Origin of the sequence: Nitrosomonas sp. (assembly GCA_016703745.1) — a bacterium.
Classification (GTDB): Bacteria; Pseudomonadota; Gammaproteobacteria; order Burkholderiales; family Nitrosomonadaceae; genus Nitrosomonas.
Genome location: JADJBK010000006.1, coordinates 1,400,820 through 1,420,455 on the forward strand (window position 1 = coordinate 1,400,820; position 19,636 = coordinate 1,420,455).

Sequence of the window (19,636 nt, forward strand, 5' to 3'; positions counted from 1 at the left end):
TACCGCGCCAAATTAACCCTGTTGATCTGCTTTTATCCGCCAGTTGCTTTGATGTTGAAAACATCGCTGTTGATGATATTGATCAATTTTTTGGCATAGTGTGGATCAGTCGCATAACCGGCCTCCTGCAATCCCCACGCAAATGCTGTCGCACTGCGGCTTTTCACCACAGGCGCATAGCGGGAGTGGTTTTGCAGCAAATTGGCATAATCCCGGAACGCCTCTTCAAACGAAGCGTAGGCACGAAACTTCTCGCTCAGCTTCTGTGGTTTGCCATCAATAAACTCGGTGGTCGTGGCTTCAACAACCCTGCCGCGCCAGGAAGAACCCGCCTTGATGCCAAACAGGTTGAAGCTGGGCGCATTGTTGCTGTCACGAATCTGATGCTTGCCCCAGCCGGTTTCCAGCGCTGCCTGCGCGATCATGAATCGTTCAGGAATGCCGGTTTCCTGCGCAATTTTTCTGGCATGTGGCAATAACTCAGCGACAAATTCCCGGGGTTGACGCAACATCGGTTCCATTATCGCTATCCGTTCCGGCTTGATTGCCACCAGCGGTTCACTGGCTTGCGTTGGCGCCATGCCGGAAAAATTGGGTTTTGCGATTGCCACATGGGAATCATTTGCCCACAATCGCACGGGCAAATCTCCTGGCTGACTGGGTGACAGATTGACCAGCGGCGCCGTCTGCCGGTTGGCAAGTGTATCCAGCTTTGCGTTTGCCTCACCGATTGCGGTTTCCGGATTGGCATCCGCATCGATGGATTGGGTTAATTGCTGCACAATCAGGTCAGCCAGACCAATGCCTTTTTCAGCAAAGTTCTGCGCCATCTGCTGATCGAGCATTTGTGTATAGAATTTCGATTGCTCATTTTCAAACAACCCCTTTTCGGGTGAAGCATCGCGCATGCTTTTCAGCATCATATTGACAAATAATGCCTCGAATTGTCTGGCGGCCTGGCGCAATCCTTCCTCTGGGTTTTGTCTGGCATGATGGCGCAGCTTCTCGATATGTTGACTATCGATTGCCAGCTGACTGGTAAGGTCGGGGGTATTGATCATGCCAGGCTCATTAAATGATTTCGAGCTCGGCGCGTAGCGCACCGGCTGCTTTCAACGCCTGCAGAATCGCCAGCAGATCCTGTGGCGTGGCACCGATTGAGTTTAATGCCTTGACCACTTCCGCGAGATTCGCCGCACCCGGCAACAGCATCAGATTGCCCTCATCCGAACGGATTTCGATTTGGGATTGCGGCACGACGACCGTCTCTCCCCGCTCCGCAAAAGGCCCCGGCTGGCTGATAATCGGTTGGGTATTGATGATGACGGACAGATTGCCATGCGCCACGGCGCTGGTTGCCAGCATCACCGCCTGATTCATCACGACCGAGCCGGTACGCGCATTGATGATGACTTTCGCCGGACCCTGCGCCGGATTGATTTCCAGATTCTCAATCTGCGAGATGAAAGTTACGCGCTGGCCGTTGTCCAGCGGTGCCCGTATCTGAATAACACGCCCATCGAGTGCAGTGGCGGTACCTGACGGAAAACGACTGTTGACAGTCTCGACAATCATCCTGACAGTCGTAAAATCGGTATCGCGCAATTCCAGATGTATATGCTCGCCCTGACCTAGCATAGTGGGGACAGCACGCTCGACAATCGCGCCCGCACTGATTCGTCCCGTGCCAAGGTGATTGATCTGTACGCTGCTGCCCGCCGCACCTGCACCGGCGCCACCAACGACAAGATGCCCCTGCGCAACCGCATAAACCTGATTATCAATACCTTTCAGCGGCGTCATCAGCAGCGTGCCGCCACGTAGACTCTTGGCATTACCCATCGATGACACGGTCACGTCGATATTCTGCCCCGGTTTAGCGAATGCTGGCAAATTGGCCGTCACCATGACTGCGGCAATATTGCGCAACTGCATGTTGATTCCCGGCGGCAGATTAACGCCAAGCTGCCCCAGCATGCTGACAATACTCTGTACCGAGAATGGCGCCTGCTGCGTCTGGTCACCCGTACCATCGAGCCCCACTACCAGCCCATAGCCGATCAGCTGGTTGTTGCGCACCCCCTGAATACTGGTGATGTCCTTGATGCGTTCAGCGACCACCAATGATGGTGCCAGTAGCGCACTCAACAAGGCCGCACCCAATAAAATATTACGTAATATCATGATAATGCTCGATTAGAATGGCAAAACGGACAGAAAAAAGCGGGACAACCAGCCCATTGTCTGCGCCTCATCCAGATAACCGCTGCCACGATATTCGAGACGCGCATCCGCAACCTGCACTGAGGACACGGTGTTATTGATGATGTTGATCGGATTGATCACGCCAGACAAGCGGATATACTCATGCCCCTGATTGATGCCGACCTGCTTTTCACCACTGACCAGCAGATTGCCATTGGGCAGAAAATCAATCACCGTAACGGCAATCGTACCCGTGAAATTATTGTTACTGGAACTCGCGCCCTGACCATCAAATTTATTGGTTGACTCCGTTTCCAGCGAAACATCCTGGAAGAGCTTCTTAAGAGGCAATCCCATGAATGCTGGAATCGAGAATCCGGTTTCGGACTCACGTTTTACGTTACTGCCCGTTTTCTTGCTCGCATTGGTGCGCTCGTTGAGCGTTACGATAATGGTGTCACCAATGCCGCGCGCACGTCGATCCTCGAACAAGGGGATGTAACGCCTCCCGGACTGGTGACTGAACGCTGTCTGATAGATGCTGCCATGCGTTTCTGTTACCGGGAGGGGGCGTGGAATTTCCGGCCGGATAGTCATCGGTTGCTGCACAGCGGGTTTGGGCGTTATCGCACAGCCCGACACCACCACAACCAGCATAGGCAGCACCAGCCTTGCAAGATAAAGCTTGCCACGCATATCGGAACAATGTATTGATTTCATGATGCCCAGAATCACTTCAGGAATAAAATGGCCATTACAGTTGCGCCAGTCTTTGCAGCATCTGATCCGATGTCTGGATCGAACGGGAATTGATCTCATAGGCACGCTGCGTCTGGATCATTTCGACCAGCTCCTCGACGACATTGACATTGGACGTTTCTACGAATCCCTGATTCAACAATCCCATGCCATTAGTACCGGCTATACCTGGATTGGCAACGCCGCTGGTTGCGGTTTCCAGATAGAGGTTTTCGCCAAAGCGTTGTAATCCTGCCGGATTGATAAAACGAGTCAGCTGCAGTGTCCCAACCTGAACGGGTGCAGCGGTTCCGGGCGTCAAAGCTGAAACCGTGCCATCGCGCGCAATAGTCATACTCAACGCATCGGGTGGAATGGTAATGCCCGGCTGAACGATAAAACCGCTGGACGTCACCAGCTGCCCGTTTTCATTCGACTGGAACGCACCATCGCGGGTATAGGCCAGCGTGCCATCCGGCAGCAGAATCTGAAAAAAACCTTCCCCTTGGATCGCGATATCACGCGGATTGTTGGTTTGCTGCAGATTACCCTGCATGAAAATATTTTCAGTCGCTACCGGCCGCACGCCGGTTCCCAGTTGCAAACCGGATGGTAGACGGGTCTGCTCTGAAGACTGCGCGCCCGGTTGACGCAAGGTTTGATAAAGCAGGTCCTCGAATACCGGCCGCATCCGTTTGAAGCCATTGGTGCTGACGTTGGCCAGGTTATTGGCAATCACATCCATTTTGGTCTGCTGAGCATCCAGACCTGTTTTTGATATCCATAAAGCGCGTGTCATGATATTTTTCCTTTGATCGAAACTGATTGGCTATTCATTAATTTCTGAGAGTCAGTATTTCACTGGCCTGCTGCGAATTATGCTGCGCGTTTTCCAGCATCTTCATCTGCATGTCAAACTGACGCGCGAGAGTGATCATCTTGACCATTTCATGGATCACATTGACGTTGCTGCTTTCCAGGGCACCTTCCACCAATATCACCTTCGGGTCAGCCAGCGCCACTCCACCGTCTTTCAAGCGAAACAGACCATCATCCCCCCGGATCATTTCCTCAGCGGGTGGATTGACGAGTTTGAGACGGCCCACGATCGACACCGCCGTCACTTTAGGATCATCGGGAATCACCGAAACCGTGCCATCCTTGGCGACCATGATGCGACTATCAGGTGGAATGGAAATGACGCCACCATCCCCCCTGACATTCTGACCATCACGGGTCTTTAGCACACCATTGGCATCGATTTGCAGATTGCCATGACGGGTATAGGCTTCTTCACCATTTTCCAGCTGTACCGTAAGCCAGCCTTCGCTTTGTACGGCCACATCCAGCGATCGGCCCGTGTGCTGGATCGGGCCCGGTCTGAAATCGGAGCCCGTCGTCGTGTCCAATACAAGCGCTCGGGTCGGCAGGCTGTCACCATAAACCGGAACCGCACGAAAACTGTCCGTCTGCGCACGGTAGCCGGTAGTCGAAGCATTCGCCAGATTGTGCGAAACGGTTGCCTGCTGTGTCATGGTATGCAGCGCACCGGTCATCGCGGTATAAATCATTCGATCCATTTTTCAGATCCCTTGTGTGATCGTTATTCAGTTACGCTGTTTAAAGATTGACCAGGGTTTGCAGTACGGCATCCTGCGTCTCTATCGTTTTAGCGTTGGCCTGATAAACCCGTTGTGCGGTGATCAAACCGACCAGTTCCGCAGTCAAATCAACATTGGATTCTTCCACTGCGGCGGATTGCAGCGAACCCAGCGTACCACTCAATGGCACGCCCACCAGCGGCAGACCGGAATCCGCCGTTTCCAGCCATTGATTGCGTCCTTGTGGCTTGAGGCCATCTGTATTAGCAAAGCTCGCCAGCACGACCTGCCCCAATGTAATATTCTGACCATTGGTATAGTTACCCTTGATGGTGCCGTCATCGGACACGTTGAACCCCGCCAGGCGACCCGAGGTGAAGCCGTCCTGACTTAACTTGTTGACGCCGAAGTTACTTCCAAACTGGGTGGAACTGGTCAGATCAAGCGAGAAATCAAGGGGTGCAGTTGCTCCCCAGTCGGCCCTTCCCAGGTTGGCAGCAATTGCCGGTAAACTTACCGATGCCGTGATCGGCCCGGTGGGTGCAGTCAATGCGCCATTGGTATCAAATTTCATTTCCAATGAAGACAAGCCGCCCAGTGTCACGCCAACTGGCTGTCCTGTTATGGCATCCGTCGCGCCATCCACGGCGGCAAAAACACTCCAGGTTGCCGGTGCAGTTTTCTGAAAGAACAGTGTCAGTGTGTGCGAATTGCCCAGGCTGTCAAAAATTGCGCCAGAAGTGGAACTGGCATACGTCGCTGGATTGGTGGCATTAAATATCGGCAATGGCGTTGGCACATCGGTACGAGAGTCCAGATTGACGCCTGCGGCAAATTTGCTGGTGGCTTGTGGTGTCAGTTCAGCGGTGGATAATTGCAGGTTGGTCGGGGCATCGGCAATAATCTGACCTGATTGATTGGCGGTAAATCCAGTAACGTTCAAGTTATCCGCATTCACCAGAAAACCATTGCTGTCCAGATGGAACTGGCCATTACGGCTGTAGCTAATTGCGCCATTGTCGCTCATACGGAAAAACCCACCACCGACAATGGCAATATCCAGCGGATTGCTGGAATTGCTGATATTGCCCTGTGAGAATTGCTGGGCAATTGTCGTTACCTGTGTACCAATCCCGACCTGGTTGCCACCCGCGCCGCCAAGCGAATTGGCGAAAACATCGCTGAACTGCGCATGCGACTGTTTAAACCCGACCACATTGGCATTGGCGATATTATTACCCACCACGTCCAGATTAGTTGACGCTGCTTTTAACCCACTTAAACCGTGCTGAAATCCCATAATCTACACTCCTCTCCTAGAATATCTTTTTAATGTCATTCATCCCGGCGAAACCCAGTTCACCCACGTCCAGCAATGCACCATCCTTGCCCGGCCCGGCACTGTTAACCGTGCCAAAAGCCAGCGTGGCAGCAGTCACTGCATTCTCGCCGCGTACCGCCTTCACTGAAAAACTGTAGCGACCATCAGCGGCCTGGGCACCGTCATTGGTTAGACCATCCCAGACAAACGTATTGACCCCCAGTGACTGTGCCGCCAGATCAATATCACGCACTGCGATACCGGCCGCATCCTTAACAGTCACCACGACTTTATCGGCAGGTTCCGCCAGTTCAAAACCACCAATTCCCGCGCTCTTCTCAACCTGCATGGCGGTGCCGGGAATCAATACGCCGCGCCCGATCATGGCTGCTGCTTCAAATGAGCTACGAGCGTCTGTATTCGCTACCAGCTTTTCCAGCGTGGCATTGAGTTTGTCGATGCCGCTGACGGTGCTGATTTGCGCCAGTTGGCTGGTTACTTCGGCGTTATCCATCGGGCTTAATGGATCCTGATTCTGCATCTGCGTTACCAACAGTTTCAGAAAACGCTCTTGCGGATCCTCCTCATTTTTGCGCACCGCCGTCAAACTCTCTCCCTTGCTGTTCAGTAACGGCGAAATGCTGGAATTTACGTTTGCTGCCTGACTCATGGTGATTCTCCTTATTGACCGATCGAAAGTGTTTTCTGCAACAATGTCTTGGTGGTATTCATCATGTCCACACTATTTTGATAGGAGCGTGATGCTGACATCATGTTGACCATCTCGTCGATTGCATTGACATTGGGAGACGTGACATACCCTTTCTCATCCGCCATCGGATGCTTGGGGTCATACGTCACCTTCATTGGCGAGGGGTCGTGCACCACACCCGCCACTTTGACGCCCTTGGCGGTCTCATTAACATCAATGGTTTTGAAAACAACCTGCCGCGCGCGATAAGCTTCGCCAGTAGAACTGGTTACGCTGTCCGCATTGGCGAGATTACTGGCCACCACGTTCAACCGTTGCGATTGCGCCGCCATGGATGAGCCTGCAATATTGAAAATACTGAATAAAGACATGATTAACTCCCCTCCCGGATGGCAGACAACAGACCTCTAATCTGGCCGCTGATAAAAGTCAGGCCAGCGTCATAGCGCAGCGCATTGTCAGCAAACTGCATGCGTTCGGCATCCATATCCACGGTATTGCCATCCACACTCGGTTGTTGTGGAATACGATACTGCGCCTGCGAAGAGCCAATCGAGCGAAAACTTGAAGGATTAATATGTTTTGCTGAAGTTGCCTGCAATCCAACATTCATCTGATTAGGAGCGAACGAATTTTGCAATGCCCTGGAAAAATCAAAATCTCTGGCCTTGAAACCAGGTGTATCTGCATTGGCGATATTACTCGCCAGCAACGTCTGCCTGGCCGATCTCATATTTAAAGCCTTTTGATGAAAACCAAGCATATTGTCGAGCTTGCTGATCATAATTTCCTCCTGTTGTATGGTTACAAACAATACATGCATTAACCATGCCAACTTTCTGCCAACCTGAATTGCCATTGATTGTTAGAAGAAATACACAATCCGCCCCCAATTCCCTTTTTAGCTCTGTTCTTGAGGCAATGCCATGCGCCATAGGCGGCAAAAATTGTCGCAAGCGGCAAAAATTGCCCTGCAAAAATTTACTTTTGATAACCCCGGATAATCAGATGAAGAAATATCTGTCACTACTCACCAGTCAAACGTGTAACCGTCCAACGTAATGTGGCTACACTAAACCGGACACATTCCTTAAAATAACTGAAAGAAGGAGTGTATTTAAATGAACCAAGAAAAACCCAAAGTCTATACAGCTGAATTTAGGGAGTCATCGGTAAAGTTGGCCATTGAATCGGATAAACCGGTAGCCCAAACCGCCCGGGATATTGGTGTGAATGAAAACACCTTGCATACCTGGATCAATAAATACAGTCGACCGGTTGATAACATAAAGGCAGTGCGCACTGACGAACATCTCTATGAAGAGTTAAAGCGACTGAAAAAAGAGGTTGTCCGGCTGACAGATGAGCGCGACCTATTAAAAAAGGCTGCCGCGTACTTTGCCAAGGAGCAACGGTGAAGTACGCCTGGATTAAACAGCATCGGGGTAAATTCGCCGTATTATCGATGTGCCGGTTTTTACAGGTCTCACAGAGTGCTTACTATGATTGGCTGCATCGAATTCCTTCATTCAGGGAACGAGAAGATGAGCAATTCAGCGGTATTGTAAAAAAGTATTTAAAAAAAGCCGGAATACATACGGCACCCACCGTCTCAAAATAGCTATGTTTCACCAGGGCCGATCCGTGGGGCGGCGACGAATAAGCCGGTTAATGAAGGAAGCCGGACTGGCCTGTAAAACCAAACGTCGATTTAAAACCACTACCAATTCAAAACATGAATTGCCGATTGCACCTGATTATTTGGATCGTCAGTTCTCCATAGATCAGACAAATCAGGTGTATGTGGGCAATATCACTTATATTCATACCCTGGAAGGCTGGCTGTATCTGGCGGTCGTGATCGACTTGTTCTCCCGTCAGGTCGTTGGCTGGTCAATGGCCGCGCATATGAAAACACAATTAGTCAATGATGCGTTCCAGATGGCTATTTGGAAACGCAAACCCGGCAAAGGCTTGTTATGGCATACCGATCGGGGTAGTATTAGACGACAATTAACCTGTCCGGTCAGGCGACAATTATCTTGACCGGTTGAGTGAAAGTATCAGTATGAGTTCTTTTCTATATAAGGAGAAAGAACTTGCCTGGAAAACATATCACTCATCAACAGGAAGCTATTTATATGAAGAATCGTCAGATAGGGCATGGTCAGGAGACAGCGGCTGCGAAAGCGGGGGTAAGTATCCGCAGTGGCCGCAGGATTGAGAAGGGTGTGCGGGTGGAGAAGTCGCAACGGCAGTGGCGCACGCGCCAGGATCCTTTTGAGCTGGTTTGGGAGACCGAATTGGTTCCATTGCTGCACGGGGAACCTGAACTGACCGGGACTACGCTTTGGGAGTACCTGGATGATCGATATCCCAGCCAATACCCGGAGAAATTGCTCAGAAGCTTGCAGCGCCGTGTAAAACACTGGCGGGCAACGCAAGGTCCCGGTAAGGCGGTCATGTTTTGCCAGTCGGTGCCTGCCGGGCACCAGGGGTTGTCCGATTTTACCTGGCCGCGCACGGCAATTACGATTGCAGGCAAACCATTTGATCACCTGCTGTATCAGTTTCGTCTGGCTTATAGTCATTGGCGCGCGGTTCATATCATCCGGGGCGGGGAAAGTTATAGTGCATTGGCCGATGGATTGCAGACCGCCTTGCATAAACTGGGCGGCGTGCCCAGGGAACATCGCACCGACAGTCTGAGTGCCGCTTACGTCAATGCGAGCCAAAAACAAGAACTCACGCAATCTTATGCGGCGCTGTGTCAACACTACGGCATGAAGCCTACGGTCAATAACCTGGGCGTCAGTCATGAAAATGGCGCCGTAGAAAATGCCCATGGTTCGCTCAAACACCGGATTGAGCAGGCGATCAAACTGCGGGGATCTGCGGATTTCGACAGTGTGGGCGCCTACCACCGTTTTCTTGAACGGATCGTCGATAAACTCAATCTGCGCTGCAGGGGGCGATTGGCGGAAGAGCAATCGCATCTCCAGCCACTGCCACGCTACCGCTTCATGGACTTCAGTGAACTGACCGTCAAAGCGACCACCAGTAGCACCATAGCGGTCAAACGGGGACTCTACAGTGTGCCATCCAGACTCATTGGCGAGAACATCCGGGTTCATCTCTATCACGATCGTCTGGAATGCTTTGTCGGCCAAACACCGGTCATTATATTACCGCGCGCGTATCCGAAAACGCCGGAAGGACGCGCCCGGCGCATCGATTACCGTCATGTGATTCATGCATTGGCGGCAAAGCCACAAGCCTTTCGCTTTTCCCGGCTGCGGGATGATCTGTTGCCAACGCCACAGTATCACCAGCTGTGGGCGCGGGTACAACAACAATTTGATCCCGGACTCGCTTGCAAATGGATGGTATCGGTGCTGCGTTTTGCCTACGACTATGATTGCGAGAGCCAGTTGGCCGCTGAATTGTTGCAACAACATCCGCTACCTGAACTGCAAACACTGCAAAAGCGATTTCTGCGGCAGCATGCGCCGCAGCCGGACATCCCAATTAAACAACACACTGCGGATACCTACGATCAACTCCTCAGCGGAAACTGGGCAACACAAGGAGGCAGCTCATGTCTGAATCGCTCCCACTGATGCTCAAGGAACTCAGACTCCCTGCCTTTGGCCAGCATTACCGGCACTTCCAGGATCAAGCCGCAGAACACGCCTGGAGCTACAGCCAATATCTCGCCGCCCTGTGCGAACAGGAAGTCGCCCAGCGCTTCCAAAGCAGAATCAGCAACTGGACGCATGAAGCCAGACTGCCGCGCGGCAAAAGCTTTGCCACTCTGGCGCTGACCGAACTGCCTCAAGCCGCTCAGAAAAAAATCATTACGCTGCGCGACAATACCTACTGGGCGAGCCAGGCAGACAATGTGTTGCTGATCGGCCCATCCGGTGTCGGCAAATCACATGTGGCGGCAGCATTGGGGTTGCATTTGATTGAACAAGGCATTCGCGTCAAATGGATATCAGCTACCGCACTGGTTCAACTCCTGCAGCAAGCCAGGAAAGAACTGGACTTGATGTCCGCCATGACGCGGCTGGATAAATACCGTGTACTGATCGTTGATGATATCGGCTATGTCAAAAAGACCGATTCGGAAACACAGGTATTGTTTGACTTCATTGCCCATCGCTATGAAAGCGGAAGTCTCATCATTACTTCAAACCAGCCTTTTAGCCAGTGGGATCAAATCTTCCCTGACACCATGATGACTGTTGCCGCCATCGACCGGATCATCCATCACGCAACCATCATCGAAATCGACAGTGAAAGTTATAGGAGGAAAAACCAGAAAAAATCATGAAGTAGCTAATAAACTCAACCGGCCATCATAATTGTCGTCAAAGCGGCCAAGATAATTGACGCGAGACAGGGTAGCCAATACGCCTCGGAGTGTCACCGGCAATTACTAAAGCAGCATGGCATCCAACAAAGCATGAGCCGGAAGGGCAATTGCTGGGACAACGCCGTGTCGGAAAGCTTCTTCCATACCTTAAAAACCGAATTGATCCATCATGAAACGCTTCATTCCCGGGAAGAAGCTAAACAGGCTGTGTTTGAATATATCGAAGTGTTTTACAACCGGGAGTGATTGCATTCAGCTAATGGATATATATCACCCGTTGACTTCGAGTTACAGCAAAATTCTGCTTAACTTTGTGTCCAGAAAAGTGTTGACACATCAGGGTTTGAGCGGGTGATGGATAAATTCCGCAACAGATACGGATAGACTGGATGCGCGTAATACCGCTTGCTGGTGTTGGGCTTGCGGTAGATTGCGTGGGTTCCCATTCGCTTCATCAGCGTAGATACACGACGCCGACCGAATAAACTTCCTTCACGTTTGAACATTTTGGAAAGCATTCTGGCCCTGCAAAGGGATGGTTCAAATGCAATTCGTCTATCCGGCGCATCAGTGCAAGCTCTTGGGCCGATAGCGGAACCGGTTGGTAGTTATGCTGTCGAGCGCGCTACATCCAATAGCTGGCATTGCCGCACTAACGACAGTTTATGGGCTTGGTCTATCATCGCTTTGCGCTCAGCAATCCCGCCTTGGTGAGCGCACCTTCTAAAAAATCATTCTCCAATGTGAGCTGTCCAATCTTGGCGTGAAGTAGCTTGAGATCAGGCGCAGCGGCCTTTACTCTTGAATTACTCCCGGATACATCGATTGCAGATTCCTGTAACTGCTGCTTCCATCCCGAAATCTGGTTCAGATGTACATCAAATTGTTCAGCCAGGGTCTTATCGCCCTTGATCGCAGATATCGCCACCTTGGCTTTGAATCCCGCTGCGTGATTCCTTCTCGTCCTTCTCATACGCTCGCTCCTTTTTTGCCATCTATTACACGGCTTGGGTTGAGCAAGATTACCACTTATCCGGCTGTCCGAATTTGTGAGACCACCTCTCATTTATTTTCACCGGTTTTTGAACCATTTGTTAATACGTCCGGACTGCACCAGTTTAAATATAAGCCAAGATAATACTAACAGCACGATAGCCGGACCTATAGCCTGGCGTGCCACTTTTGCATAATCCACCATCTCCACGCGCAGTTGATAGTGATAGTTTAATGGCGGCACCCCCTCTGCAGTCACCAATAGCGAATATAGTCCCTGATCCAGCCGTTCCAATCCGTTTATCACGCCATCCGGGTAATAATCCGCATTCATTTGGGCAACCGTCTCGCCTTCAGGGGTCGCTCCACGAAATACTTTTAAACTCACCGGCATGTTCCTGAGCGCCGGATCAATTAAATCTACGACCAGATACGTCTCCCCCGCAACCGGTATCTCTGTGCAATATTGTCCTGCCTGATCATGTTGTGGCTGATACGCACTTAGATGCACCATATTTTCACCAACCTGACGAACGCAGATATCCTCTTCCAGTGGTACCGCTCCGTGCGCCTGTACATTACTTATATTCAATGCTCCAATCAATCCACAACACGCTAAAACTACCTGTATTGATCGCCTCATCATGACCAATTCCCCCATAAATTTTTAATCTATTTGCAACAAGCCCTTCTCTCAAATAGCCCAATCGCTATTTTTTGTTAGCAATCATCTCATAGAGACAACGATTATTTCGACAGATTTCAGGATACTTTGTTCTCGTTCCGCTAATAAAAAAACCGTTACACCCCTGCCTGACGACAGCGGTGTAACGGTTGATGGTGATTAACCTAACCCTGGTATTGCTTAGAGTTTGGTAAAGACTGGAATCACTGGACCAGCAATACTGGTGATATGTCGATTTCCTTCTTCATCCCAAGCCATCAGCAGTCCACCAAAGCGGCTTTCCGGGTCACCCAACAACGCCATCAAGCGTTGAATTTCCCATAATGCATCTTTGGCTTCCATTTTCATTTCTCTGGTTTCGCCCGGCTGGATTGGTGTTTCATCATCAAATGACAGTCCAATTGCCGTTAATTCACGTGGATAGTTTGGATCCAGTGTTTTACGTCCAACTGAGTTAATAAAACGAATACCTGCCGTGGTGAATTCACCGAACTCAATCGCGCTATCACCATTGTTAGTTACTTCCATTGAAACACGCAGCGCACGACCTGGTACGTCATAGTTCGCGTCTGTTATGGTAATAGCAACCGGGTTAGGTGCTACCGGTAATGGAGCAACCTTGGATTCACCCGCTTGAATTGGTACAGTGTAGGGATGTTTGTTTTCTGTATAGCGATAACCACCCCATACTAAACCTAGCGTCACTACTACCATCACCCAGGCAATCTTGGTATCCACTGGATCACGCAGCAGGTCATCACCGTATGCCAGCAGTACCCGGCTACGCGGGAGGAACATGGGACGGATAGTGAATACGCCAATCCAGAAAACACCCAGCGATATCCACAATACGTGCCAGAAAAGTCCATTGGTATGATTAAACGTTTCTGAATCGATGGTTTCACCCGTCAGCAACTTGAGCGGATTGGTAAAATCATCCCAACTTCCCGTGATGTTCATCCATGCGCCCGGACCAGCAATTGGACCAGCTCCTTCCACATTCAACATCGCATGAATGTGGTGACGACCAGGAATACGCGCTCTCAGATTAACTTCGAAGGCATAGTCACGGCCAACCTGCAATGGTCCAGAAATAAACCATGGATGACCATTGATTTTGGTACTCAGCCGAACAAAAACCGGACTCGGGCTACCCACGTTCAGGAATGCGCGTTCAGGTTTTGAAGCAGCCCGTGGCCAGTCTGATGCCAAATGGAACTTACCTTCCATTCTTGCATTTTCATTCACTTTGACAGTTTCTGGACTCCATTTCACGTCATACCATTGCACAGTCCGCATCCGCAGGAATGGCTCTTGTGAACGCTCACCATGTGCCGCTACCGTTGAAACATCCAGCGTCATCGTCATGGTCAGTGCTGCTACTGCATAGGCCGCACCGTAAAGCCCCATCACGCCATGTTTATATAGTTTTTTGATATCCATTATTTGATCCTCTCTGGAAAGCCTTCTTCACCAAATGCAGTCACATCTTCTCTATGTACAATCCGTCCTCTTTTACCTTTAACGTAGAAGAAGGCTGTGCAGTAGACTTTGCCCAGATACCACCAAACGCAGAACATCAACATGGAAACGAATGCTGCAAAGAACGCCGCAATCACTGTGGTATGGCCGCCAAAAGTACGCAATGATCCTTTCTCAATCAGACGCGTATATTCCGGTGTACCTGTGCGAATGTACATGTGACCCATGTAATCAGCCATCGACAGCAAGTGTCCTTCTACTACGATCGGCAAATGTGTAGGACCAAATATCGGCCAGTTACCTGGATAAAATAACAATCCAAAGAAGGCACCGCCAACCAATGCGGTAACTAACCAGTTACGTGTCAAATACAAGGTCAAATCCAGCATTAATGCACCTGGAAGCATAATACCCGGTGTGACAAAATTGATTGGGTAATGTGACCACCAGTAGAATCCCCAGTAGCGGGTCAGCCATTCACCCAGCAACAAACATATTACGCAAAGGGTCGCGCCAAATGGTTGACGATAGTTCACCCACAGGTAGTACATAATGGTCGAACAGTAGGTAATTCCAACGATAGGTGTCAATACCGGCCACCACTGGCGATCTTTCCAATCCAGCCAGAAATCCCAGTCACCTGCCAATAGCATAAAATGCATGTGGTAGGTTCCAACCAGCAGCACAATCAAAATCGGAAAATACACCGCATCAATCAATCGCGACATGTGAATCGCTTCTGGCGGCATTTTAGCCGCTTTCAGAATTTCATTCGTTCTGAATACACCAGCAAACATACCTTCGCCCTTGGTGAGCAAAGTAAACACCATTAACAACGGTACGACATATATCAGAACTAGTAAAATATCATTCATAACTCCCTCCCTTTTCTAGCTTGTAATATTAAGTGTAGCAACATGACGATTCCTCTATCTTTATCAATAAAGTACCTCTCTCGTACCCGGCTGACTCCAATCCCTCGAAATCAACCAGGGTATTTCCACTCACATCCTGGAAGCGTGGCGCCAATCAACTACTCGACGCCGCGCCACCAAAAATGTACCAGATTAAGCTACGACCCGGTTGTTAAGAATTTCTTTACTTTGGTTATTCCAGATAACGTCAGTCAGATTGGAATAACGGGTGATAATCTGTGCAGCAATACCACCTTGAAACAGGCCAGCCCATCCCAGAATCACGAAGCCCCAGTGCAGCGGTGCACTAAACAGCTCTTCCATGAACCAGAAAGCATGGCCCCATTCGTTCAAACCAACGTTAGGCAGAATCATCAATGGTCCCGCAATCGCCATAACCAGTGGGAATGAAATTCCACGGCTATACAGCGGTAGACGAGTCATTGCATACAGGTATGCAGCAATACCGCAGACAATGTACATTGGGAATGAACCATAAAATACCACTACATGACTAGGGGTAAAGCTGGTGTCACGGATAATCACTTGATGCCAGGAAGCATCTTGCTCCGTGAAGAAACTACCGCCCCAGTACACACCAAAGATGTATACGCCAATCCACATCAACCAGTAGAAATAACGTTTAATCTCCAGTTTAGGATCAAGGTTATCCAACTGCTCTTTGGTATCACGCGTTTTTAAGATCCAGCCCCAGGTTACCAAGGCAAACAACGGCATAATGGTCATGTGTACGCGCCACAGTCCCATCCAGATGCGGTCAAATTCAGGCTCCATCGAGTCCATACCGTGCGAATACGCAAAAGTACGTTGATACCATACCCAGAATATTGCTACCAACAGCATGGTGATCATGCCAAATTTGTACCACTTGGAGTCATACCACAACGACATGTCATAGCCTCTTTCCGAGGTAGACGCTGCGCTGCTTGTTCCCATCGTAGTTGCCATCTCTAGTTCCTCCTATCGAACAACATTTTTGTTAAAAATTGTGATGATTTGTCTTCTTTCCATCACCCGTCTTCACAAAAACCACAAACTAATCGCGGCTTTTGCCTTGCTTGTGACACTCTACTACCACTTTTGTTCCAGCAAGGTTACACCTCCAACGCCAGATACACCCGAAAGCGTAGTCACCTTCTCATCCTTAGTCAAGTTTTTTTTAGTGACTCACCACAAACCAGTATAAAACTACCGATAATTCAAATAATTACAAGACAAGGCATTATAAAAATCCTTTTTGACTTATTTCCTCAATATTTCTTTATACTATTTTTTATAACCATATTACTAGAGAGGTTATGCTGCTGACTGCAGGCGCTAACCCTATTTCGTCAGACTAAAAAGGTCACAACCAAGTGCAGACTGCTGTATAAGAACACTCTGTTAATGTATATCAGTCACGATGATGCCGCAAAAAAAACTAAACAGTCTCTCAAATCAGTCCCTCATCTGACTGCAAACGCTGTTTCGGACGACGACACTGCCGTTGATGACATGATCTTCTGGCAAGTTACCTTGATCAGTCAGGTTGAAACGGGGCTACAGGCATTCGCACTCAAACGCCAACTCGCCACGAGTCACTTCATCACTTGGCGGTGCATCACAAGTTGATACAAGCCATGACCGAGAGTGAGACCTATTACAAGTTCAGCGGATTAGTCAAAACTTTGCTGCTGGCGGTACTACTGCCTATTCTGATGATCCGGTCTGCTTCAGCGTTATAGCAAGAGCGCTACATCCATAAAAGCACCCTCGTGGTCGAACGCAAGCTCAAGGATGAACCGCAGTTTTAGTGGATTGCCATTCTATTAGGAAATATCAAGACGCTGACCTAACGCTTTCTGGTCGCGACCGCACAACGCAGGCTGAATCGCCCCGGGTTCTGTGGAGGCTATTTGGTTTAAGTAACACTGGCAGAATCCGAGTTGGTTAACTGCCGGTAGTATTGTGCCTCAGCTTCTGCGGGCGGTATATAGCCGATAGGTCCCAGCAAACGCTGATGATTGAACCAGAACACCCAGTTCAACGTCGCCAATTCAACGGATTCCCTGTTTTTCCAAGGCCCTTGCTTATGAATCAATTCAGTCTTGTAAAGCCCGTTGATCGTTTCGGCCAGTGCGTTGTCGTAGCTATCTCCTTTACTGCCAACCGACGGCTCTATTCCAGCCTCGGCAAGTCGCTCCGTATAACGGATAGAGACATACTGGGAGCCCTTGTCGCTGTGGTGAATCAAAGCACTGTCTCGCGTCAATTATCTTGGCCGCTTTGACGACAATTATGATGGCCGGTTGAGTTTATTAGCTACTTCATGATTTTTTCTGGTTTTTCCTCCTATAACTTTCACTGTCGATTTCGATGATGGTTGCGTGATGGATGATCCGGTCGATGGCGGCAACAGTCATCATGGTGTCAGGGAAGATTTGATCCCACTGGCTAAAAGGCTGGTTTGAAGTAATGATGAGACTTCCGCTTTCATAGCGATGGGCAATGAAGTCAAACAATACTTGTGTTTCCGAATCGGTCTTTTTGACATAGCCGATATCATCAACGATCAGTACACGGTATTTATCCAGCCGCGTCATGGCGGACATCAAGTCCAGTTCTTTCCTGGCTTGCTGCAGGAGTTGAACCAGTGCGGTAGCTGATATCCATTTGACGCGAATGCCTTGTTCAATCAAATGCAACCCTAATGCTGCCGCCACATGTGATTTGCCGACACCGGATGGGCCGATCAGCAACACATTGTCTGCCTGGCTCGCCCAGTAGGTATTGTCGCGCAGCGTGATGATTTTTTTCTGAGCGGCTTGAGGCAGTTCGGTCAGAGCCAGAGTGGCAAAGCTTTTGCCGCGCGGTAGTCTGGCTTCATGCGTCCAGTTGCTGATTCTGCTTTGGAAGCGCTGGGCGACTTCCTGTTCGCACAGGGCGGCGAGATATTGGCTGTAGCTCCAGGCGTGTTCTGCGGCTTGATCCTGGAAGTGCCGGTAATGCTGGCCAAAGGCAGGGAGTCTGAGTTCCTTGAGCATCAGTGGGAGCGATTCAGACATGAGCTGCCTCCTTGCGTTGCCCAGTTTCCGCTGAGGAGTTGATCGTAGGTATCCGCAGTGTGTTGTTTGATTGGGATGTCCGGCTGCGGCACATGCTGTCGCAGAAATCGCTTTTGCAGTGTTTGCAGTTCAGGTAGCGGATGTTGTTGCAACAATTCAGCGGCCAACTGGCTCTCGCAATCATAGTCGTAGGCAAAACGCAGCACCGATACCATCCATTTGCAAGCGAGTCCGGGATCAAATTGTTGTTGTACCCGCGCCCACAGCTGGTGATACTGTGGCGTTGGCAACAGATCATCCCGCAGCCGGGAAAAGCGAAAGGCTTGTGGCTTTGCCGCCAATGCATGAATCACATGACGGTAATCGATGCGCCGGGCGCGTCCTTCTGGCGTTTTCGGATACGCGCGCGGTAAGGTAATGACCGGTGTTTGGCCAACAAAGCATTCCAGACGATCGTGATAGAGATGGACCCGGATGTTCTCGCCAATGAGTCTGGATGGCACACTGTAGAGTCCCCGTTTGACCGCTATGGTGCTACTGGTGGTCACTTTGACGGTCAGTTCACTGAAGTCCATGAAGCGGTAGCGTGGCAGTGGCTGGAGATGCGATTGCTCTTCCGCCAATCGCCCCCTGCAGCGCAGATTGAGCTTATCGACGATCCGTTCAAGAAAACGGCGGTAGGCGCCCACACTTTCGAAATCCGCAGATCCCCGCAGTTTGATCGCCTGCTCAATCCGGTGTTTGAGCGAACCATGGGCATTTTCTACGGCGCCATTTTCATGGCTGACGCCCAGGTTATTGACCGTAGGCTTCATGCCATAGTGTTGACACAGCGCCGCATAAGATTGCGTGAGTTCTTGTTTTTGGCTCGCATTGACGTATGCGGCACTCAGGCTGTCGGTGCGATGTTCCCTGGGCACGCCGCCCAGTTTATGCAAGGCGGTCTGCAATCCATCGGCCAACGCACTATAACTTTCCCCGCCCCGGATGATATGAACCGCGCGCCAATGACTATAAGCCAGACGAAACTGATACAGCAGGTGATCAAATGGTTTGCCTGCAATCGTAATTGCCGTGCGCGGCCGGGTAAAATCGGACAACCCCTGGTGCCCGGCAGGCACCGACTGGCAAAACATGACCGCCTTACCGGGACCTTGCGTTGCCCGCCAGTGTTTTACACGGCGCTGCAAGCTTCTGAGAAATTTCTCCGGGTATTGGCCGGGATATCGATCATCCAGGTACTCCCAAAGCGTAGTCCCGGTCAGTTCAAGTTCCCCGTACAGCAATGGAACCAATTCGGTCTCCCAAACCAGCGCAAAAGGATCCTGGCGCGTGCGCCATTGCCGTTGCGACTTCTCCACCCGCACACCCTTCTCAATCCTGCGGCCACTGCGGATACTTACCCCCGCTTTCGCAGTCGCTGTCTCCTGACCATGCCCTATCTGACGATTCTTCATATAAATAGCTTCCTGTTGATGAGTGATATGTTTTCCAGGCAAGTTCTTTCTCCTTATATAGAAAAGAACTCATACTGATACTTTC

The 19,636-nt window shown here is 50.2% G+C and carries 23 protein-coding genes and 1 pseudogene; 6 read left to right on the forward strand and 18 right to left on the reverse strand.

The window, feature by feature from the left end:
- Window positions 1-32: 32 nt before the first annotated feature.
- The 9 genes from flgJ to flgB are packed head-to-tail and all read right to left on the reverse strand — an operon-like array spanning window position 33 to window position 7,361.
- Window positions 33-1,061 carry a flagellar assembly peptidoglycan hydrolase FlgJ gene (flgJ, locus tag IPG31_07680; GenBank protein MBK6618237.1) on the reverse strand — a complete coding sequence of 343 codons (1,029 nt, stop codon included), beginning with the start codon at window positions 1,059-1,061 and terminating at the stop codon, window positions 33-35.
- A 10-nt stretch (window positions 1,062-1,071) separates the two neighbouring features.
- Window positions 1,072-2,184 (reverse strand): flagellar basal body P-ring protein FlgI, encoded by a 1,113-nt coding sequence (locus IPG31_07685; GenBank protein ID MBK6618238.1) that lies wholly within the window; start codon window positions 2,182-2,184, stop codon window positions 1,072-1,074.
- Between the two features lie 12 nt (window positions 2,185-2,196).
- Window positions 2,197-2,901, reverse strand: a complete 705-nt coding sequence (locus IPG31_07690) for a flagellar basal body L-ring protein FlgH (GenBank protein MBK6618239.1) — start codon at window positions 2,899-2,901, stop codon at window positions 2,197-2,199.
- A gap of 58 nt (window positions 2,902-2,959) precedes the next feature.
- Window positions 2,960-3,742, reverse strand: coding sequence for a flagellar basal-body rod protein FlgG (flgG, locus tag IPG31_07695; protein MBK6618240.1), 783 nt, complete (start codon window positions 3,740-3,742; stop codon window positions 2,960-2,962).
- A gap of 37 nt (window positions 3,743-3,779) precedes the next feature.
- Window positions 3,780-4,523: a flagellar basal-body rod protein FlgF gene (gene flgF / locus IPG31_07700; protein MBK6618241.1), complete on the reverse strand. Its 744-nt coding sequence runs from the start codon at window positions 4,521-4,523 to the stop codon at window positions 3,780-3,782.
- Between the two features lie 40 nt (window positions 4,524-4,563).
- Window positions 4,564-5,844, reverse strand: coding sequence for a flagellar hook protein FlgE (gene flgE, locus IPG31_07705; protein ID MBK6618242.1), 1,281 nt, complete (start codon window positions 5,842-5,844; stop codon window positions 4,564-4,566).
- Between the two features lie 16 nt (window positions 5,845-5,860).
- Entirely contained in the window at window positions 5,861-6,535 is a 675-nt protein-coding gene (gene flgD / locus IPG31_07710) for a flagellar hook assembly protein FlgD (GenBank protein MBK6618243.1), read from the reverse strand.
- Window positions 6,536-6,546: 11 nt separating this feature from the next.
- Window positions 6,547-6,948 carry a flagellar basal body rod protein FlgC gene (flgC, locus tag IPG31_07715; protein MBK6618244.1) on the reverse strand — a complete coding sequence of 134 codons (402 nt, stop codon included), beginning with the start codon at window positions 6,946-6,948 and terminating at the stop codon, window positions 6,547-6,549.
- A gap of 2 nt (window positions 6,949-6,950) precedes the next feature.
- Entirely contained in the window at window positions 6,951-7,361 is a 411-nt protein-coding gene (flgB, locus tag IPG31_07720; GenBank protein ID MBK6618245.1) for a flagellar basal body rod protein FlgB, read from the reverse strand.
- A gap of 337 nt (window positions 7,362-7,698) precedes the next feature.
- On the opposite strand from flgB, the gene IPG31_07725 reads away from it, so the two are divergent.
- The 5 genes from IPG31_07725 to IPG31_07745 all read left to right on the forward strand — a co-directional run bounded on the left by IPG31_07725 (window position 7,699) and on the right by IPG31_07745 (window position 11,201).
- A complete protein-coding gene (locus IPG31_07725; protein ID MBK6618246.1) occupies window positions 7,699-7,995 on the forward strand; it encodes a transposase in 297 nt (98 codons plus the stop codon).
- Window positions 7,996-8,128: 133 nt separating this feature from the next.
- Window positions 8,129-8,623, forward strand: a complete 495-nt coding sequence (locus tag IPG31_07730; protein ID MBK6618247.1) for an IS3 family transposase — start codon at window positions 8,129-8,131, stop codon at window positions 8,621-8,623.
- A 95-nt stretch (window positions 8,624-8,718) separates the two neighbouring features.
- On the forward strand, window positions 8,719-10,197 hold the full coding sequence (locus IPG31_07735; protein MBK6618248.1) for an IS21 family transposase: 1,479 nt from the start codon (window positions 8,719-8,721) through the stop codon (window positions 10,195-10,197).
- Complete coding sequence (locus tag IPG31_07740) at window positions 10,176-10,913, forward strand: ATP-binding protein (GenBank protein MBK6618249.1); 738 nt, start codon at window positions 10,176-10,178, stop codon at window positions 10,911-10,913. The genes IPG31_07735 and IPG31_07740 overlap by 22 nt, the downstream gene beginning before the upstream one ends.
- Window positions 10,914-11,045: 132 nt before the next feature.
- Complete coding sequence (locus IPG31_07745; GenBank protein ID MBK6618250.1) at window positions 11,046-11,201, forward strand: IS3 family transposase; 156 nt, start codon at window positions 11,046-11,048, stop codon at window positions 11,199-11,201.
- 59 nt (window positions 11,202-11,260) lie between these two features.
- Here IPG31_07745 and IPG31_07750 read toward each other — a convergent pair whose 3' ends face one another.
- The 6 genes from IPG31_07750 to IPG31_07775 all read right to left on the reverse strand — a co-directional run bounded on the left by IPG31_07750 (window position 11,261) and on the right by IPG31_07775 (window position 15,998).
- On the reverse strand, window positions 11,261-11,461 hold the full coding sequence (locus IPG31_07750; protein ID MBK6618251.1) for a hypothetical protein: 201 nt from the start codon (window positions 11,459-11,461) through the stop codon (window positions 11,261-11,263).
- Window positions 11,462-11,634: 173 nt separating this feature from the next.
- The gene (locus IPG31_07755) at window positions 11,635-11,928 is read right to left on the reverse strand and encodes a hypothetical protein (GenBank protein MBK6618252.1); all 294 of its coding nucleotides are present in this window, start codon (window positions 11,926-11,928) and stop codon (window positions 11,635-11,637) included.
- A 99-nt stretch (window positions 11,929-12,027) separates the two neighbouring features.
- Window positions 12,028-12,594, reverse strand: a complete 567-nt coding sequence (locus IPG31_07760; protein MBK6618253.1) for a hypothetical protein — start codon at window positions 12,592-12,594, stop codon at window positions 12,028-12,030.
- A 219-nt stretch (window positions 12,595-12,813) separates the two neighbouring features.
- Window positions 12,814-14,076: a methane monooxygenase/ammonia monooxygenase subunit B gene (locus tag IPG31_07765; GenBank protein ID MBK6618254.1), complete on the reverse strand. Its 1,263-nt coding sequence runs from the start codon at window positions 14,074-14,076 to the stop codon at window positions 12,814-12,816.
- Window positions 14,076-14,912, reverse strand: coding sequence for a methane monooxygenase/ammonia monooxygenase subunit A (locus tag IPG31_07770; protein ID MBK6618255.1), 837 nt, complete (start codon window positions 14,910-14,912; stop codon window positions 14,076-14,078). Before IPG31_07770 ends, IPG31_07765 begins: the two co-directional genes overlap by 1 nt.
- Window positions 14,913-15,182: 270 nt before the next feature.
- Complete coding sequence (locus tag IPG31_07775; protein ID MBK6618256.1) at window positions 15,183-15,998, reverse strand: methane monooxygenase/ammonia monooxygenase subunit C; 816 nt, start codon at window positions 15,996-15,998, stop codon at window positions 15,183-15,185.
- Between the two features lie 438 nt (window positions 15,999-16,436).
- Here IPG31_07775 and IPG31_07780 point away from each other — a divergent pair, with 438 nt between their 5' ends.
- Window positions 16,437-16,661, forward strand: a complete 225-nt coding sequence (locus tag IPG31_07780) for a hypothetical protein (GenBank protein MBK6618257.1) — start codon at window positions 16,437-16,439, stop codon at window positions 16,659-16,661.
- A gap of 289 nt (window positions 16,662-16,950) precedes the next feature.
- On the opposite strand, the pseudogene IPG31_07785 reads toward IPG31_07780, so the two are convergent.
- The 3 genes and pseudogenes from IPG31_07785 to IPG31_07795 all read right to left on the reverse strand — a co-directional run bounded on the left by IPG31_07785 (window position 16,951) and on the right by IPG31_07795 (window position 19,551).
- A pseudogene (locus tag IPG31_07785) lies at window positions 16,951-17,283 on the reverse strand (transposase).
- Between the two features lie 73 nt (window positions 17,284-17,356).
- On the reverse strand, window positions 17,357-18,094 hold the full coding sequence (locus IPG31_07790) for an ATP-binding protein (GenBank protein ID MBK6618258.1): 738 nt from the start codon (window positions 18,092-18,094) through the stop codon (window positions 17,357-17,359).
- Window positions 18,073-19,551, reverse strand: a complete 1,479-nt coding sequence (locus tag IPG31_07795) for an IS21 family transposase (protein ID MBK6618259.1) — start codon at window positions 19,549-19,551, stop codon at window positions 18,073-18,075. The genes IPG31_07790 and IPG31_07795 overlap by 22 nt, the downstream gene beginning before the upstream one ends.
- Window positions 19,552-19,636: the final 85 nt, after the last annotated feature.

Excerpts from the sequence above, each read along its gene's own strand:
- flgJ (MBK6618237.1), bottom strand. The coding sequence starts at position 1,061 with ATGATCAATACCCCCGACCTTACCAGTCAGCTGGCAATCGATAGTCAA.
- IPG31_07685 (MBK6618238.1), bottom strand. The coding sequence starts at position 2,184 with ATGATATTACGTAATATTTTATTGGGTGCGGCCTTGTTGAGTGCGCTA.
- IPG31_07690 (MBK6618239.1), bottom strand. The coding sequence starts at position 2,901 with ATGCGTGGCAAGCTTTATCTTGCAAGGCTGGTGCTGCCTATGCTGGTT.
- flgG (MBK6618240.1), bottom strand. The coding sequence starts at position 3,742 with ATGACACGCGCTTTATGGATATCAAAAACAGGTCTGGATGCTCAGCAG.
- flgF (MBK6618241.1), bottom strand. The coding sequence starts at position 4,523 with ATGGATCGAATGATTTATACCGCGATGACCGGTGCGCTGCATACCATG.
- flgE (MBK6618242.1), bottom strand. The coding sequence starts at position 5,844 with ATGGGATTTCAGCACGGTTTAAGTGGGTTAAAAGCAGCGTCAACTAAT.
- flgD (MBK6618243.1), bottom strand. The coding sequence starts at position 6,535 with ATGAGTCAGGCAGCAAACGTAAATTCCAGCATTTCGCCGTTACTGAAC.
- flgC (MBK6618244.1), bottom strand. The coding sequence starts at position 6,948 with ATGTCTTTATTCAGTATTTTCAATATTGCAGGCTCATCCATGGCGGCG.
- flgB (MBK6618245.1), bottom strand. The coding sequence starts at position 7,361 with ATGATCAGCAAGCTCGACAATATGCTTGGTTTTCATCAAAAGGCTTTA.
- IPG31_07725 (MBK6618246.1), top strand. The coding sequence starts at position 7,699 with ATGAACCAAGAAAAACCCAAAGTCTATACAGCTGAATTTAGGGAGTCA.
- IPG31_07735 (MBK6618248.1), top strand. The coding sequence starts at position 8,719 with ATGAAGAATCGTCAGATAGGGCATGGTCAGGAGACAGCGGCTGCGAAA.
- IPG31_07740 (MBK6618249.1), top strand. The coding sequence starts at position 10,176 with ATGTCTGAATCGCTCCCACTGATGCTCAAGGAACTCAGACTCCCTGCC.
- IPG31_07745 (MBK6618250.1), top strand. The coding sequence starts at position 11,046 with ATGAGCCGGAAGGGCAATTGCTGGGACAACGCCGTGTCGGAAAGCTTC.
- IPG31_07750 (MBK6618251.1), bottom strand. The coding sequence starts at position 11,461 with ATGTTCAAACGTGAAGGAAGTTTATTCGGTCGGCGTCGTGTATCTACG.
- IPG31_07755 (MBK6618252.1), bottom strand. The coding sequence starts at position 11,928 with ATGAGAAGGACGAGAAGGAATCACGCAGCGGGATTCAAAGCCAAGGTG.
- IPG31_07760 (MBK6618253.1), bottom strand. The coding sequence starts at position 12,594 with ATGATGAGGCGATCAATACAGGTAGTTTTAGCGTGTTGTGGATTGATT.
- IPG31_07765 (MBK6618254.1), bottom strand. The coding sequence starts at position 14,076 with ATGGATATCAAAAAACTATATAAACATGGCGTGATGGGGCTTTACGGT.
- IPG31_07770 (MBK6618255.1), bottom strand. The coding sequence starts at position 14,912 with ATGTTTGCTGGTGTATTCAGAACGAATGAAATTCTGAAAGCGGCTAAA.
- IPG31_07775 (MBK6618256.1), bottom strand. The coding sequence starts at position 15,998 with ATGGCAACTACGATGGGAACAAGCAGCGCAGCGTCTACCTCGGAAAGA.
- IPG31_07780 (MBK6618257.1), top strand. The coding sequence starts at position 16,437 with ATGTATATCAGTCACGATGATGCCGCAAAAAAAACTAAACAGTCTCTC.
- IPG31_07790 (MBK6618258.1), bottom strand. The coding sequence starts at position 18,094 with ATGTCTGAATCGCTCCCACTGATGCTCAAGGAACTCAGACTCCCTGCC.
- IPG31_07795 (MBK6618259.1), bottom strand. The coding sequence starts at position 19,551 with ATGAAGAATCGTCAGATAGGGCATGGTCAGGAGACAGCGACTGCGAAA.